The 14,496-nt window shown below is 70.5% G+C and carries 12 protein-coding genes; 7 read left to right on the plus strand and 5 right to left on the minus strand.

What is annotated here, in order from left to right:
- The first annotated feature begins 12 nt into the window (after nucleotides 1-12).
- Nucleotides 13-1,038: a LacI family DNA-binding transcriptional regulator gene (locus ACIQBL_RS31625; protein ID WP_401947520.1), complete on the plus strand. Its 1,026-nt coding sequence runs from the start codon at nucleotides 13-15 to the stop codon at nucleotides 1,036-1,038.
- On the opposite strand, the gene ACIQBL_RS31630 is transcribed toward ACIQBL_RS31625, so the two are convergent.
- On the minus strand, nucleotides 1,021-4,959 hold the full coding sequence (locus ACIQBL_RS31630; RefSeq protein WP_401947523.1) for a glycosyl hydrolase: 3,939 nt from the start codon (nucleotides 4,957-4,959) through the stop codon (nucleotides 1,021-1,023). The two genes, ACIQBL_RS31625 and ACIQBL_RS31630, sit on opposite strands and share 18 nt — an antisense overlap.
- Nucleotides 4,960-5,177: 218 nt before the next feature.
- On the opposite strand from ACIQBL_RS31630, the gene ACIQBL_RS31635 reads away from it, so the two are divergent.
- Both ACIQBL_RS31635 and ACIQBL_RS31640 read left to right on the plus strand, forming a co-directional pair.
- On the plus strand, nucleotides 5,178-6,467 hold the full coding sequence (locus ACIQBL_RS31635; RefSeq protein WP_401947525.1) for an MFS transporter: 1,290 nt from the start codon (nucleotides 5,178-5,180) through the stop codon (nucleotides 6,465-6,467).
- A 44-nt stretch (nucleotides 6,468-6,511) separates the two neighbouring features.
- Nucleotides 6,512-7,981 (plus strand): arabinose isomerase, encoded by a 1,470-nt coding sequence (locus ACIQBL_RS31640; RefSeq protein ID WP_401947527.1) that lies wholly within the window; start codon nucleotides 6,512-6,514, stop codon nucleotides 7,979-7,981.
- 28 nt (nucleotides 7,982-8,009) lie between these two features.
- On the opposite strand, the gene ACIQBL_RS31645 is transcribed toward ACIQBL_RS31640, so the two are convergent.
- The 3 genes from ACIQBL_RS31645 to ACIQBL_RS31655 all read right to left on the minus strand — a co-directional run bounded on the left by ACIQBL_RS31645 (nucleotide 8,010) and on the right by ACIQBL_RS31655 (nucleotide 9,734).
- On the minus strand, nucleotides 8,010-8,678 hold the full coding sequence (locus tag ACIQBL_RS31645) for a Type 1 glutamine amidotransferase-like domain-containing protein (protein WP_401947529.1): 669 nt from the start codon (nucleotides 8,676-8,678) through the stop codon (nucleotides 8,010-8,012).
- Nucleotides 8,679-8,709: 31 nt separating this feature from the next.
- Nucleotides 8,710-8,976 carry a DUF6959 family protein gene (locus ACIQBL_RS31650; RefSeq protein ID WP_401947532.1) on the minus strand — a complete coding sequence of 89 codons (267 nt, stop codon included), beginning with the start codon at nucleotides 8,974-8,976 and terminating at the stop codon, nucleotides 8,710-8,712.
- Between the two features lie 95 nt (nucleotides 8,977-9,071).
- Complete coding sequence (locus ACIQBL_RS31655; RefSeq protein WP_401947534.1) at nucleotides 9,072-9,734, minus strand: DUF6629 family protein; 663 nt, start codon at nucleotides 9,732-9,734, stop codon at nucleotides 9,072-9,074.
- Between the two features lie 275 nt (nucleotides 9,735-10,009).
- Here ACIQBL_RS31655 and ACIQBL_RS31660 point away from each other — a divergent pair, with 275 nt between their 5' ends.
- Complete coding sequence (locus tag ACIQBL_RS31660; protein WP_019056094.1) at nucleotides 10,010-10,225, plus strand: DUF4177 domain-containing protein; 216 nt, start codon at nucleotides 10,010-10,012, stop codon at nucleotides 10,223-10,225.
- 38 nt (nucleotides 10,226-10,263) lie between these two features.
- On the opposite strand, the gene ACIQBL_RS31665 is transcribed toward ACIQBL_RS31660, so the two are convergent.
- The gene (locus ACIQBL_RS31665) at nucleotides 10,264-11,271 is read right to left on the minus strand and encodes a LacI family DNA-binding transcriptional regulator (protein ID WP_401947886.1); all 1,008 of its coding nucleotides are present in this window, start codon (nucleotides 11,269-11,271) and stop codon (nucleotides 10,264-10,266) included.
- Nucleotides 11,272-11,437: 166 nt separating this feature from the next.
- Here ACIQBL_RS31665 and ACIQBL_RS31670 point away from each other — a divergent pair, with 166 nt between their 5' ends.
- From ACIQBL_RS31670 to ACIQBL_RS31680, 3 genes are read left to right on the plus strand one after another with little or no spacing between them, the layout of a single operon-like run.
- Nucleotides 11,438-12,256, plus strand: a complete 819-nt coding sequence (locus tag ACIQBL_RS31670; protein ID WP_401947536.1) for an ATP-binding cassette domain-containing protein — start codon at nucleotides 11,438-11,440, stop codon at nucleotides 12,254-12,256.
- Nucleotides 12,253-13,314, plus strand: a complete 1,062-nt coding sequence (locus tag ACIQBL_RS31675; RefSeq protein WP_401947539.1) for an ABC transporter permease — start codon at nucleotides 12,253-12,255, stop codon at nucleotides 13,312-13,314. The genes ACIQBL_RS31670 and ACIQBL_RS31675 overlap by 4 nt, the downstream gene beginning before the upstream one ends.
- Before the next feature lie 52 nt (nucleotides 13,315-13,366).
- Nucleotides 13,367-14,368: an ABC transporter substrate-binding protein gene (locus ACIQBL_RS31680; RefSeq protein WP_401947542.1), complete on the plus strand. Its 1,002-nt coding sequence runs from the start codon at nucleotides 13,367-13,369 to the stop codon at nucleotides 14,366-14,368.
- Nucleotides 14,369-14,496 lie beyond the last annotated feature (128 nt).

Genomic DNA, 14,496 nt, shown 5'->3' on the forward strand with positions numbered 1-14,496 from the left:
CACAGCGAGGGGGTGGGCGCCATTCGGGTTCGCCCCGCCCGTATCCAGGATGTCGCAGCCGCCGCGGGGGTCTCGGTGTCCACGGTGTCGAATGTCCTGAACCGGCCCGAGCGGGTCAACGCGCGCACCGCCGCGCGGGTCCGTGACGCGGTCGCCGCACTCGACTACGTGCCCCACCCGGGAGCCGCCGGCCTGCGCACCGGGCACTCGTCCTCGATCGGCCTGGTCCTGCCCGATGTGGCCAACTCGTTCTACTCACGCATCGCGCGGGGCGCCGCGGACGCGGCCTACGACCACGGCTACTCCCTCGTGCTCTGCGACAGCGGAGACGCTCCCGAGCGGGAGCAGGGCTACTTCACGATGCTGATCGAGCAACGGGCGGTCGGGGCCGTGGTGGTACCACTCGGTGCCGATCCCACCCGCCTCACCCGCCTGCGCGAACGCGGCATCCCCCTGGTCCTCGCGGACCGCGCGCTCTCGGCCCAGGACGGCTGTTCCGTCTCCGTCGACGACATCGCCGGCGGCCGCATCGCCGTACAACATCTCCTGGACTGCGGGGCACGCGACCTCCTCGTCGTGAACGGCGAACGCGACATCGTGCAGTGCGCCGACCGCTACCAGGGCGCCCGCCAGGCCGTACGCACCCGCCGCGAGGCGCGCCTGCGCCAGGTCGTCGCGGACGAAATGACGGTGTCCTACGGCCTGGAGATCGCCCGCTCTCTCGATGAACTCCCCGACGGGGTCTTCTGCACCAACGACTTCCTCGCCGCGGGTGTGTGCCGTGGACTGGGCGAGCGAGGGGTGCGAATACCCGAGGAGATTCAGGTGGTCGGCTACGGCGATCTCGACATCGCGAGCTTCGTGGGGACGACCCTGACGACGGTCCGGCAACCCGTCGAGGAGCTGGGCAGGGCCGCCGTAGGGATGCTGCTGGACGAGGTGGAGGCCCGCGCCGAACACGCCCATGAGACAAGGGTGTTCGCGCCCGACCTCGTCCTTCGGGACTCCACCCGGCCGCTGTCAGACCGGGACGCGTAGCGTCACGGGTCCCATCAGTCCCGACGAGAGCTGGGACGGGAACGCCCAGGCGGTGGGGGTGGCTTCGGCGAGATAGGGGGCGAGGGTGTTGTTGACGGTCACATCGATGCGGACCATCCGCCCTGCGGCACCCGGGAGTTCGCATCGGAAAGGCGGACAGAACGCCTCCCCGACACACTCCCCGTCGACAGCGACCGACACACTGCCACGCACCCGCCCGAGATCCAGCACCGGGTCAGGTCCGGCCGGTACCGCCACCTCGCGCGAGTACGTGACACCACCGCTCCAGCCACCCAGCCCCATCAACCGCCAGTCCCCCAGCGGCAGTTGAGCCGCTACGGTGCGGACGCGCACCGGTCCGCGCCAGGCGGAGCCGCCCCGCAGTACAGCCGTCGGCGCGGTCACGACCTCGATCTGCGCGGGCTCCGGGAGGGGGTGATCCAGCGCCAGGACCTGACCGTCGAGCATCCTTTCGGCACCGTCGCCGACCCGTACCCTCGCAGGCAACTCCAGTGGCAGGTCCAGCGATACGGTGCCCGGAGGCACGGTGAAGCGGAAGCGCTGGGCGCGTTCGCGGACGGTGTCCGTGGAGCGCAGCGGCAGTACGGCGGTGCCGAGCACCGGCGCACCGGTGAGCCACTCGGTGTCGGGCAACGGATGCGGTCGTACGGCCGCGTAGCAGTGCTGCAACTCCCCCCACCGGCCGTCGTGTTCGAGGGTGCAACCGTGCCACTCCCCTGTCTCGGCCTCCCAACCGGCACCGCTCACCAAGGAGTTCGCGCCGGCCACGCAGTCGACGAACACCGCCTCCCGTGGGTGGACGGCGTCGGCCACCACCTCCAGTACGTGTTCGCCCTCACCGAGGGCGAGTTGGTGGCGGAAGAACATCGGTACCGCGCCCCAGTCGGACTCGTAGTACTCCACCTTCTCCTGACGCGCGACGACCGTCCCGTCGAGCAGCACGGTGACGCCCACCGCGGCGCCCACGACGAGCACCGCCCGGCCAGAGGCACGGAGTCGCCCTCGGTAGGTCACGCCACCGTGAGGTCGTACGTCGTCGGGCAGGCACATGAACTGCGGGCGCGGCCCGAACCCGTCCGGTCGGGTCAGGCAGAAGTAACTGCCCAACGGGGTACCGGCGTTACCCGAGATCAGCAACGGCCGGTCCTGGGCCTCCCCCAGTTCGTACTCCAGCACGTTGCGCGACCGTCGGACGTCCACCCGGGCGGTGGCGATGTACCCGATGCCGATGTCCAGCCGCTCGCCGTTCCACCACACCCGCTTGGCTGCCGCGGCGCCGATGTGCAGATCGGCGGGTCCGCGGTGGTCCGTCTCCACGATCGAACGGACCCGGGCGACCGTTCCGGGCCCGGGCACGGGGACACGCACGAACTCCTCGGTGACCAGCCCCTTGTTGCCGAGCAGACCGTCCGGGTCCGGGATTCCACGGCTCGACGAGTACAGCGAGACGCCCCAGTTCGCGTCGGAGGGGGTGAGGGGCAGTTCTCCGGCGAGGACCAGTTCGGCGCCGGGCCCGTCCAGCGGAACGGGGGCCTCGGCGAGGGGAGTCGGAGGCAGGACACGGACCCGGTTGCCGTAAGTCGCCCGTGTCTGCGACCAGTTCGCGTCGGCCGGGTCGGTCTCGGTCCAGCCCATGGTCCAGATCCGGGGTTCGGCGACGGACGAGCCGGCGGGGAGCGCCAGGTCGCCCCAGGTGTTGTCCATGGTGGGGACCAGGCGGCCCTCCCAGCCGCTCGACAGGTCGATCGTCCGCTCCGACAACGACGGCGAAGCGACCGTCCGGGGCGTGGACCGGGTGCCTTCTCGCCACACGACGAGAGCGGCGGGGGCGCCGTCCAGCGGCACCTCGATGGTCGAGAGGCCGCCGGAGACCGTGACGTGGGCAGGTCCGCGGGCGCCGGTCGCCGGGTTCCAGATCTCGGCCTCGGTCACCACGGCGTGCACGGTGACGGTCGAGTGGCGGGCGTAACGCTCGGGATCCGCCTCGTGGTTGGCGTCGGCCGGCTGCGTGCGCGCGTCGGGGAAGGCTCCCGTCACCAGGGCCACCGCATCAACTCCCTTGCGCCTGACCAGCAGTGGCACATCGCCCGTCGCGTGTCCGGCGATGTCGGCCACCGCGACCGCTCCGGCTTCGGCGTCGTTCGTCCGCTCCAGCCGTGGGTGCTTCAGCAGCGCCGCGACGACGGAGTCGTCGCCTGACAGCCCCGCCGCCGACTCGGGCGCACGGCCCACGACCACCACCCGGCCTCCGGTGTCGAGGAGTTGGGTCAGTCGGCGTGCCGTCTCCTCCTCCAGGACGCTCGCCGAAGGCAGCAGGACGGCGCGGTAGGCCAGGTCCGTGACACGCAGGGCTCCGTCGGTGGCCGTGGCGCGCTGCACGGAGGCGTCGTCGATGACGTCGAAGGCGATGCGGTGCCGGTCCAGTGAACCGACGTGCGGGCCGAGCCAGTTGTTCGTGCCGCACAGGTCCAGGTAGTCGCGCTGTGTTGCGTCGACGTCGGCATGGTCGTCGCCCAGGCGGCCGTCGCCGAAGTGCTTGACCGGTGCGTCGAGCGGGATGAGGGCCTGCATGGTGGCGGTGGGGTGCAGGACCGCGACGTGGGCGCTGTAGGTGCCCCAGGACATGATCGAGCAGATCCGGGCGACGGCGCGGGAGAACGCCGGGTACTGCCGCCAGTAGGGCTGGCGCCAGTCGGTGGACGGCGGTGCCCACTCGAACCAGCCGCCCGCGGTGCCGAAGTAACTGGCGTGCGGGTTGTACAGGTTGGCGCCGCTGCGCAGGAACGGCAGGAGCCAGTCGTAGGTGTCCGCGAGGGTGCCGCCCCAGCCGGAGGAGTGGAACGCCTCGATCCAGACGCGCTCGTGGCCGTAGAGGTGGGCCATGGAGGAGTGGACCTTGGAGTCGCCGTGGTGGTCGCTGCCGACGGCGCCGTACCAGCGGTGGGTGCGGAAGTAGTCGGTGTAGATCTGCGTCGACTGGGCCGGGAAGCCCGCCCGCGCGGGGTTGCTCTGGTCGGCTCCGATCAGCATGCCGCGTTCGTCGTGCCAGGCGGCGAGCGGCTTGAAGAGGGCCTCTTCGGTGAGTTCGGCGCGGACGGCGTAGTAGTCGGCGCGGATCTTCGCCGCGCGGGCGGTCGCCGGGCCGAACAGGGCGGGCAGGTGGTCGAGGAGGTCGTAGCCGCGCCGGGCACGGAACTCGTCGGGGAAGCGGTGGCTCCAGGAGTTCGTGCCGGGCAGTTCGTCCTGGAAGCTGCCCGCGATGACGTTGCCCAGGTACTCGGGGACGCGCCGGTCGTACTCGTGGTGGACGGTGTCCAGCAACAGCGCCACGGCGTGCGGGTCGAGGTAGTCGAAGGCCGTGGGGACGGCGAGGACGAGCTGTACGTCCGTCCCGTCGGCGGCCGGGATCCGGAGGGGGTCGGAGTCCAGGGCCACGGGCAGGCGGCGGCCCGCCAAGTCGTAGGCGGCGACGAGGGTTTCGGCGCCGCGCAGTGCGACCGTGCCGTGGGTGACGGTGGCGCTGCGGGAGCGGAGTGCCCTGCCGGTGGCGTCCGCGTGCCGTCGGGTGACGCCGCCTTGGACGTTGGCGCCGGAGAACCCGATCTGGTCGTAGAACCACAGGCGGGTGCCGATGTCCCGGGCGATGCGGCAGGTGTCGGTGAAGCGGTCCCACCACTCCTCGCCGAACCACGGCGGGTCGTCGGTGCGGGCGCCGAAACTCGGGCCTGCCGGGGCCAGGTTGATGACGACGAGGTTGTGGACGCCGCCGTCCGCGAACCTGCGCAGCTGCCGGTCGAGGCGCTCGCGGGTGACCTTGGCGCCCGACCACCACCACAGCGGGGTGGGGCCGAAGTCCCGGGGCGGGGCGTCGAAGAGCTGTTGCAGCGCGGGAGAGATCACGACGGCGGTCCTTCCGAGTACGGCTCGGTCACCCACACGGATCAAAAACGTTTTACGTCGGCTCGATCGTCTGCCACCTGCGATGTTGGCATCGGTTCCGAGCCGCGGGAAGGCAGTCGGCACTTCTTCACGCCGAATGGCGCAAGAGGACTTGTTGGAACGTTTTTCGAACCCTATATTCACTGCGACCCCGGCCCAGAGCCGCGAGGAGCCGCATCATGATCCGAATCCCACCTGCCACGGAACACGCGGAACCGCCCATCCCGAAATACCTGTGGAAGGTCGCGGCCCTCTCGGGCATGGCCTCCTACCTCGACGCCGCGCTCATCGTCAGCATCGCCGTCAACCTGGCCATCTACCGCGACAGTTACCACATGGGCGTGTGGATGGCCGGGGCGATCAGCGCGATCGTCACCGGCTGCATCGCCGTCGGTTCCCTCGTCGGTGGACGGCTCGCCGACCTGTTCGGGCGCCGCCGTGTCTACAACCTGGACATCCTCTGCTACGCGGTGGGCGCGATCGTCATCACGCTGGCGCCGAACGACATCGCGCTCTTCGTCGGCGTGCTCGTCGCGGGTCTTGCGGCCGGTGCCGATCTGCCGACGTCCCTCGCCGTGGTCTCGGATGCCGCACCCGCCGAGGGCCGGGCGCGTCTCGTGTCGTTCACCCAGGTCATGTGGGTGCTGGGCATCGTCGTCGTCATCTTCCTCGGCTACCTGTTGTCGGACACGGGTCTGACCGGGGCACGGTTCATCACCGGCCATCTGGTCGTCGCGGCCCTGGTCACCTGGCTGCTCCGTTCCCGGCTCAAGCTGGCCGCCGAGCCGGCGGACACCGCCGTGGCGGACGAGGCCGTCCCGCACGGCATCGAACTCAAGAACGTGTGGAACCGCGCCGCGCTGCTGCCGATGATCGCGACCTTCGCCTACTACGTCACCTGGGGCATCGGCGCCAACACCTTCGGCCAGTTCGGCACTTACCTGCTGGTCACGGTCAGCGGTGCCTCCCAGAGCCTGGCCACCGGCATCAACCTGGCGTTCCTGCCGATCGCGTTGGTGCTGACCTTCGTCTTCGTCCGGATCGCCGACACCCCCTGGCGCGACCGGCTGTTCTACGTGTTCACGGTCGTGCAGGTCATCGCCTTCTGCATCGCCTCCCTCACGGCCGGCGCGCTGGTCGGCATGCTGGTCTTCTTCGTGCTGTACCAGATCTCCAACCCCTTTGCCGGGGAGGCCAGTTACAAGGTCTGGTCGCAGCTCACGCTGCCCCCCGACACCCGCGGCACCACCCAGGGCCTCACCTACGCCCTGTCGCGCGGGGTCTTCGCGGGCGTCGCGTTCGTCACGCCCGCCCTGATGGACTACAGCGCGTCGCTCCTGCTCTGGTTGATCACCCTGTGCATGGCGGCGTCGGGGGTCGCGGGCGTGTACGTCATCCACGTGCTCATCCGGCGTTCCCCCGGCACGGTGACCGCCCAGGCACCGGGTCTGGGCGTGGCCCGGACCTGAATCCACACCGGCGCCGACGCCTGCCCTCGGAAGGAACACCGCCCATGGCTACGACCGAATCCACGACCGTGAGCGCGGAACGCGCCGCCGCCCTGCGCGAGTTGCTTCCACCGGTGCCCCGGCGCCGCACCCGGATCGGACTCGTGGCGGGCGGACTCGGCGCCTACTGGCCGCAATTCCCGGATCTCCTCCCGCAGTTGAGGGAGTCGTCCGCGTATGTCGCCGAGCGCTTCCAGCGGATGGACGCGGAGGTGACCGACGTCGGCTTCATCTCCGACGCGGCGGAGGGAGCGGTCGCGGCCGAGCAACTCAGGCTGGCGGACTGCGACTTGATCGTCCTGTTCCTGACGACGTACCTGACCTCGTCGATGGTGCTGCCGATCGCCCAGCGCTCGCACACCCCCGTCCTGGTCATCGACCTCCAGCCGTCCGAACGGATGGACCACGCCTCCTTCGACACCGGCGCCTGGCTCGCCTACTGCGGGCAGTGCCCGGTGCCCGAGGTCGGCAACGTCTTCCGCCGGGCCGGCATCCCCTTCCGGTCGGTGTCGGGCTGGCTGCGCCAGGAGTCGGCGTGGCGGCGCATCGAGCAGTGGATCCGGGCCGCACGGGTGCGGGCCGCGCTCCGGCACGCCCGGCACGGTCTGATGGGCCATCTGTATCCGGGCATGCTCGACGTGTCGACCGATCTCACGCTGCTTCCGGCGACGTTCGGCTCGCACGTCGAGGTGCTGGAGTTCGACGATCTGCGGCATCGGGTGGAGGAGGTGAGCGAGGCCGAGACCCGAGAGCGCACGGCTCTCGCCCGGCGGATCTTCGCCGTGGACGACAGCGTGGTGAACGAGGACCTCGCGTGGGGGGCGACGGTGTCGGTCGCCCTCGACCGGCTCGTCGAGGACTTCGGTCTCGACACCCTCGCCTACTACCACCGCGGTCTCGACGGCGAGCTGCACGAACGGCTCGGCGCCGGCATGATCCTGGGCGCCTCCCTGCTCACCGCCCGGGGCGTGCCGGCCGCAGGCGAGTACGAACTCCGCACCAGTCTCGCCCAGTTGGCGACGCAGAGCATCGGCGCCGGAGGTTCCTTCACCGAGATCCAGGCCCTCGACTTCGAGGCCGGCGTGGTGGAGATGGGCCACGACGGCCCCGCCCACCTCGCCGTCGGCGCCCGCGACCCGCTGCTGCGCGGGCTGGGCGTCTATCACGGCAAGCGCGGCTGGGGCGTCAGCGTGGAGTTCGACGTCCAGCACGGCCCGGTCACCCTCGTCGGCCTCGGCCAGGACGCCGACGGCACGCTGTCGTTCATCACGTCCGAAGGCACCGTCGTACCCGGGCCCCTCCTCGCCATCGGCAACACCACCAGCCGCGTCGACTTCGGCCGCGATCCCGGCGAGTGGGTGGACGCGTGGAGCGCGACGGGCGTGGGCCACCACTGGTCCCTCGCGCTCGGCCATCACACAGCCGACTTGCGGGCTGCCGCGAGCCTGTTGGGTATCGCACACCGGGAGGTGTGAGGGCGGTCTTCGAGTCGGCGGTGGGCAGTTACGGATGGAACCGCCAGCGGCCTTCAGTAATGACATCCACCTTGCCGTCCCGGACGCGAACGGCCGTCTCGTCGTCGATGAAGTAGAGCGGGAAGTCCGCCCGCGCGACGATGCGATCGGCCCAGGCGTCGTCCCGCTCGGGGAAATCCGGCGAGTACAGGTGGGGCTTGAGATACCAGTCGAAGAGACCGAACGGCGGCTCCACCGTCGTCGCGCCGAGCACGTGGAGGTCCTTGGTGTCCCCGATGACGTCGGCGGAGTGCCCGGTGAGATGACGGCTGAAGATCATCGATCCGGCGCTGACCCCGACATAGACCCGGCTCTCCAGCGCCTCCAGGAAGCCGTCGGCCAGGCCGTTGCCGGTGATGCTGCGCGCGAGGTGGTAGTGGCTGCCGCCCTCGACGTAGACGACGTCGGCGTGGAGCAGCCGGTCGAGCACCGTCTGCCGGGGCAGGCCGTTCAGCTCCAGGACGTCGAACTCCCGCCAGCCGAGGCCGTACAGCCGGTTCATGTCCGCGACGAACCACCCGTGGTCCCCTGACTCGGCGACCGATGCCGTGGGTACGTACACGACGTTCGCCGATCCGAACGGCTTTCCCAGCATGTCCCGCAGCGCATCCCGCAGCGTCTCGTTGCGCAGACCACTCGCCGTCAGCAGAAGGTTCATCGGGTGGTTTCCTTGTCCTCAAGTCCCGCTGTCAGTAAGGCCGTTGGATCTGGTGATTCGCCAACGCCACGGAGTAGCGGGTCAGTAGCGCGTCGAGTCCCGCCAGCAGAAGCCCCGCGGACTCCCCCGCGTCGGCCAGGTCACCCCGCTCGCAGGCCTCCACCACCTCGGCCACATCGCTGCGGAGGATGTGAAGGGAGTCGCCCTGGATCAGCACACCGGGGAACCGGCGACCGGGCAGACGGACCACGGCGTCGTTCCCACCGTCAGTGAACAGTTCTGCGTCTATGCGCTCCATGAAGCCATCCAACCCGACGTCACCGGCTGACATCAACGAGGTTGCGCGGACCCGGCCCGCCTGTCGGCCCCGCACGGTCGCCACGAGCAGCGGCCTCACCCTCTGGACCCGCCGCCGGACGCACTGACGTACCGACGCCTCCCGGCCTCCCCGCTGCGGCCACGCACCCAGAAGAACACCGTCACCGAGGACACCGCGGCGACCGCGCACCACGTGGATGCGAACTCGAACCGCCACAGCGCCCAGCAGACGAGCGCGCCGACACCGAACACGCTCCCCAGGAGCACCAGCCCGCGGTCACCGGACGCGAGCAGTGAGCCGACCGTCGCCACGAGGTAGCCGGCGACGACCAGTTGGGGGTGGGGAAGGTCGACGACGTACCCGACGGTGTGGCCGCGGATCTCGGCCGTCACCGGGCGTGCGGCGAGGGCGTACGCGAGCGTTCCGGCCGTCGCCACCCCGACCGCCAGCAGCACGCCGACCCGGGGCCGTGCGTGCGGTGGCGCGGCGCACCACACGCCCGCCGGCACCCACACCGCCAGCAACGGCAATGCGATGACGGCCCAGGTGACGGTGGCGGCGCCCGTGCCTCCGCCGGCGGCCCACACCAGCGACTCGACGATCTGGTGGACACCGAGCAGCCACGGCAGCGCGGCCAGCGGCAGATCGGCGGGCCTGCGGGTCCGGGCCACACAGGCCACTCCGACGGCGAGAATGCCCGCGCCCGCGACGAGATCGGCCTTCGCACTCCAGCACATCTCTCTCCCACGGGATCCGTCCGCATCCGCCTGCGACACCGTTCACGCTACGGCTCCGCCCCGCCCCGTGCCGGGTGACACCGCGGCCACGGCGTGCCGTGGCGGCATGCCCGCGCGCGCCCCTTCAGGCTCCGGCCCGCTCAACGAACCGCGCCCCCGGCCCAGTTGACAGCCGTGCCAGGAAACCACCCCCGGCCTGCGCGAGAGCGTCCCCCCGTGATTGGCTGACCCCGCCCACCGCACACCGTGCGCACGCACAGGAGGACATCGCAGTCATGAGCAACGCCTACACGTTCGAGTACAAGGTCGTCAGCTTCCGGGAGTCGCTGATCGGCGACGCCCTGGACAGCGACAAGCTGGAGAAGGTCCTCAACAAGCACGCCGAGGACGGCTGGGGCCTGAAGGCCATCACCGCCGCCGACGTCAAGGGCCGCATAGGTCCCGGCGCGGTCGAGGGCCTGCTCCTCACCTTCGAGCGGCCCCGCGCGTAACCATCGATGCCGTGCGCGGGACGGGGGGCCGGGAGTCGTCAGCGCCGGGGAACGACAGTCGGGGTACCCGGCCCCGGGATCTCCCCCGACCCGCGCGGGATCAGCTCGGTCGGCATGACGACCCTGCGCGGCGGTGACGTGTCCCCGTGGATGCGGGCGAACAGCAGCTGCGCCGCCCTCGTCGCGAGGGCGACGGGGTCCTGGGCGATGACGGTGACCGGCGGGGTCAGCTGCGCGGCCAGGGCGAAGTCGTCGAAGGCGATGAACGCGACGGTGGCGGGCAGTACGGCCAGCACGCCGAACGCGAGGACCTCGTTGCCCGCGAGGAGGGCCGTGGGCGGCTCGGGTGAGGCGAGGATCGCCGTGACCGCCCGGGCGGCGTCCGCGCCGGAGCGCAGTCCGTGCCGGACGAGCGTCGGGTCGGCGTCGATGCCCGCCGCGCCGAGGGCCGCCAGATAGCCGCGGTGCCGTTCGCCGAAGGTCCAGATCTCCCGCCTGTCGCCGAGGTAGCCGATACGGCGGTGGCCGTGCGCGATCAGATGGTCCACGGCCTGCCGCACCGCGCCGAAGTTGTCCACCACCACGGTGTCCACGTCCAGGCCCGGCGCCGCCCGGTCCACGCACACGATCTTCGTGCCCTGTGCCTGCGCCGAGCGCAACAAGCGGTGGTCGTCCGCCACCGGGGTGAGGATCAGCCCGTCGACACGGCGGGCGGTGAAAGCCGCGATGACCTCTCGTTCGCGGTGCGGGTCGGCACGGCTGGACCCGATGAGCACCATGTTGCCGCGCCGGTGGGCGACGTCCTCGGTGGCCGAGGCGACGGCCGCCATGAAGGGGTCGGCAACGTTGTCCACCATCAGTCCGATGGTCTGGCTCAATCGGTCCGTACGGCGCAACTGCCGTGCCACGTCGTCGCGTTGGTAGCCCAGCTTGCGGACAGCGGCCTCCACCCGGGCGGCGGTCGGCGGTGCGACTCCCGCCTCGCCGTTGACGACCCGGGACACCGTCATCACGCTCACGCCCGCTTCCGCGGCAACGTCCTTCATCCTGGGACGGCTGGCCACGCCGCGTCCTCCAGATCTCATCCAGCGCGACCGGTCTGCGGGACGGCTGGCGCCCGCCCAACTCCCCGTTCGTTCACGACCCTTGACGCCCACTCATGGGCCTCCCAGAATCGACGAGCTGTTAACGATACCAACCAGAAGGCACAACATGGCCTCTGCAAGCGAACCCCTTCTCGCGGCGCACGGTGTGGTCAAGCGTTTCGGCCATGTCCAGGCGCTCTCCGGCGCCGACTTCACGGCGCACGCCGGTGAGGTCGTCGCACTGATCGGTGACAACGGCGCCGGCAAGTCGACTTTGGTGAACGTACTCTCCGGCGTCCTCTCCCCGGACGAGGGCGAGGTGCGCCTGGACGGGGTGCCGGTCCGGTTCACGGGACCGATGGACGCGCAACGGCACGGAGTCGAGACCGTCTACCAGGATCTCTCACTGGCGCCGGACCTGGACGCGGCGGCCAACCTCTATCTCGGCAGGGAACTCGTACGCGGGGGCTTCCTCGGCCGCCTGGGCGTGCTCGACCGACCCACGATGCGCCGGGAGGCGGTCGCGGCCTTCGGTGAACTGGGCGTCGAGCTGAAAGATGTGACAGCTCCTGTGACAACGTTGTCGGGAGGGCAGCGCCAGTCCGTGGCCGTAGCCCGCGCGGTCGCCTTCGCCAACAAGGTCATCTTCATGGACGAGCCGACCGCCGCCCTGGGCGTCGTACAGCGCGCCCGTGTCCTGGAGACCGTCCGCAGGGTCGCCGACCGGGGCCTCTGCGTCGTCCTCATCAGCCACAACATGCCCGAGGTGCTGTCGGTCGCGGACCGGGTCGAAGTGCTGCGGCTGGGGCGCCGGGTGGCCTCGTTCACCGCGGCCGACACCACGATCGAGGAACTCGTCGGAGCCATGACCGGATCGCTGGACGAGCCCGCCCACAACGGGAACCACGGCCCGGTCGGCACGACGGAAGCGGAGGACGGGCGATGAGCGCCAACAGCCAGGACATCAAGCCGGCGACCAAGGCGCCGGACGCGCCCCCGTCCGACGGCGGCCGGTTCGCCGTACCCCCGTGGCTTCAACGGGCCGCAGGCGTCAGCGAGTTGTGGACGTTCGTGATCCTCGTCGCGCTGGTCGCGTTCTTCACCATCGCGGCACCGGGCAAGTTCTTCACCACGTACGACATCACGCAGATCGCCGTGAACGCGTCCATCTATCTGGTGCTCGGCGTCGGCATGACGTTCGTGATCATCACCGCGGGCATCGATCTGTCGATCGGCTCGGTACTGGTCCTGGCCGCGGTGGCCGCGGGCGAGTACAACCTCCACCACGGCGGCCCCACCGCGGGCTGGGGCACGGTCGTCGTCTGTGTCGTCATCGCCCTTGCCGTGGGCACGGGTTGGGGCGCGTTGCAGGGAGCGGTGGTGGCGACCGGGAAGGTGCCGCCGCTGATCGTGACCCTGGGCGGCCTCGGCGCGGCGCTCGGCATCGCCGAACTCGCCACCGGCGGCCAGGACCCGGCGGGCGCCGCCGCCACCCACCTCCAGAACAGCCTGGGATTCGGCAAGGTGCTCGGCATCCCCTGGATGGTGATCCTCGCCGCCGTCGTCACCGCCCTGTTCGGCGCGGTCCTCGGCGCCACGAGGTTCGGCAGCCACACCCTCGCGATCGGCTCGAACCCGACGGCCGTACGCCGCGCGGGCATCCCGGTGGGCCGCCATCTGATCAAGGTCTACGGCCTGATGGGCCTCCTCGCCGGGCTGGGCGCGGTGATGTGGCTGGCGTCGTACGGCACGACGTCCATCGCCGGGCACTCCACCGACAACCTGAAGGTGATCACCGCGGTGGTCCTGGGCGGTACCAGCCTGTTCGGCGGGCGGGGCTCCGTCCTCGGCACGGTGATCGGCGTGTTCATCCCCGCCGTGCTGACGACCGGGCTGATCGTCATCGGAGTCCAGCAGTACTGGCAGGACGTCGCCGTGGGTGTCGTCCTGGTCGTGGCCGTCTACATCGACCAGCTGCGCCGGAAGACCCGGGAGCGCGCATGATCCCCGCCCCGACGTTCGTCCCAACCCTCGCATGATCCAGGAGGACATCCTTATGTCGAGCATTCGCATCACGCGCAAGGTACTGGTCGCCGCAGGCACCGTGCTGGCCCTGACCGGCGCCGCCGCCTGCAGTTCGTCGAGCGGCAGCGGCGGTTCGGGGTCGAAGGGGGGTGCCTCCGGCAAGAAGGTCCGACTGATCACCGGCGTGAAGAGCGACCCCTTTTACATCACCATGACGTGCGCGGCCCAGACCGAGGCCAAGGCGAAGGGCATGGACTTCTCCGCGGACGGTTCCGCGCAGTGGGACGTGTCGGTGCAGCGCCCGCTCATCGACTCGGTCGCGGCGACCCGGCCGGACGGGCTGCTGATCTCACCGGTCGACGTGAGCGCGCTCACCCCCTCGCTCAAGCAGATCCAGTCGTCCGGGACCAAGGTCGCGCTGGTGGACACCACGGTCACCGACCCCTCGATCGGCATCACCCGCATCTCGTCGGACAACGAGAAGGGCGGCCGGGTGGCGGCCGACGCGCTCGCCAAGCTGATGAACGAGAAGGGCTCGGCGATCGTCATCAGCGTCAAGCCCGGCGTCTCCACCACCGACGCCCGCATCAAGGGCTTCACCGAGGAGATGGGGAAGTACCCGAACATCAAGCTGCTGCCGACGCTCTACGACAACGACCTGCCGGCCACCGCGGCCTCGCAGATCCAGTCGACGCTGGCGGCCCACCCCGACCTGGGCGGTGTCTTCGCGGGCAACACCAACACCGGCACGGGCATCGCCACCGGTCTCAAGCAGGCCGGCAAGCAGGGCGCGGTGAAGGTCGCCGCGTTCGACGCGGAGCCGGACGAGGTCGCCTCGCTCAAGGCGGGCACCCTCCAGGTCCTGGTGGCCCAGGACCCGGGGGCGATCGGCAAGGAGGCAGTCGACCAGCTCGCCGCCGCCTTCGAGGGCAAGACCGTCCAGAAGTCGATCGGCACCAACATGGTGGCCATCACCAAGGCGAACATGAACCAGCCCGAGATCAGCAAGTACTTCTACAAGGCGGGCTGTTGACGGACCCCCGACGGCCGGGGCCCCCCGGGGGCCACCCCCGACGGGGGGCCCCCGCGGGGCCCGGGGAACGGGGGGGCAGTTGATGGACAAGGGGGGGGGGGGCTGAAAATCCCCAGTGGGAAGTGCAC

The sequence above is a fragment of the Streptomyces sp. NPDC088350 genome (assembly GCF_044753545.1).
Lineage (GTDB): Bacteria > Actinomycetota > Actinomycetes > Streptomycetales > Streptomycetaceae > Streptomyces.

Bases quoted from the DNA above. Each gene is read 5' to 3' on its own strand.
- ACIQBL_RS31635 (WP_401947525.1), top strand. From the start codon at position 5,178: ATGATCCGAATCCCACCTGCCACGGAACACGCGGAACCGCCCATCCCG.
- ACIQBL_RS31640 (WP_401947527.1), top strand. From the start codon at position 6,512: ATGGCTACGACCGAATCCACGACCGTGAGCGCGGAACGCGCCGCCGCC.
- ACIQBL_RS31645 (WP_401947529.1), bottom strand. From the start codon at position 8,678: ATGAACCTTCTGCTGACGGCGAGTGGTCTGCGCAACGAGACGCTGCGG.
- ACIQBL_RS31650 (WP_401947532.1), bottom strand. From the start codon at position 8,976: ATGGAGCGCATAGACGCAGAACTGTTCACTGACGGTGGGAACGACGCC.
- ACIQBL_RS31655 (WP_401947534.1), bottom strand. From the start codon at position 9,734: ATGTGCTGGAGTGCGAAGGCCGATCTCGTCGCGGGCGCGGGCATTCTC.
- ACIQBL_RS31660 (WP_019056094.1), top strand. From the start codon at position 10,010: ATGAGCAACGCCTACACGTTCGAGTACAAGGTCGTCAGCTTCCGGGAG.
- ACIQBL_RS31665 (WP_401947886.1), bottom strand. From the start codon at position 11,271: ATGAAGGACGTTGCCGCGGAAGCGGGCGTGAGCGTGATGACGGTGTCC.
- ACIQBL_RS31670 (WP_401947536.1), top strand. From the start codon at position 11,438: ATGGCCTCTGCAAGCGAACCCCTTCTCGCGGCGCACGGTGTGGTCAAG.
- ACIQBL_RS31675 (WP_401947539.1), top strand. From the start codon at position 12,253: ATGAGCGCCAACAGCCAGGACATCAAGCCGGCGACCAAGGCGCCGGAC.
- ACIQBL_RS31680 (WP_401947542.1), top strand. From the start codon at position 13,367: ATGTCGAGCATTCGCATCACGCGCAAGGTACTGGTCGCCGCAGGCACC.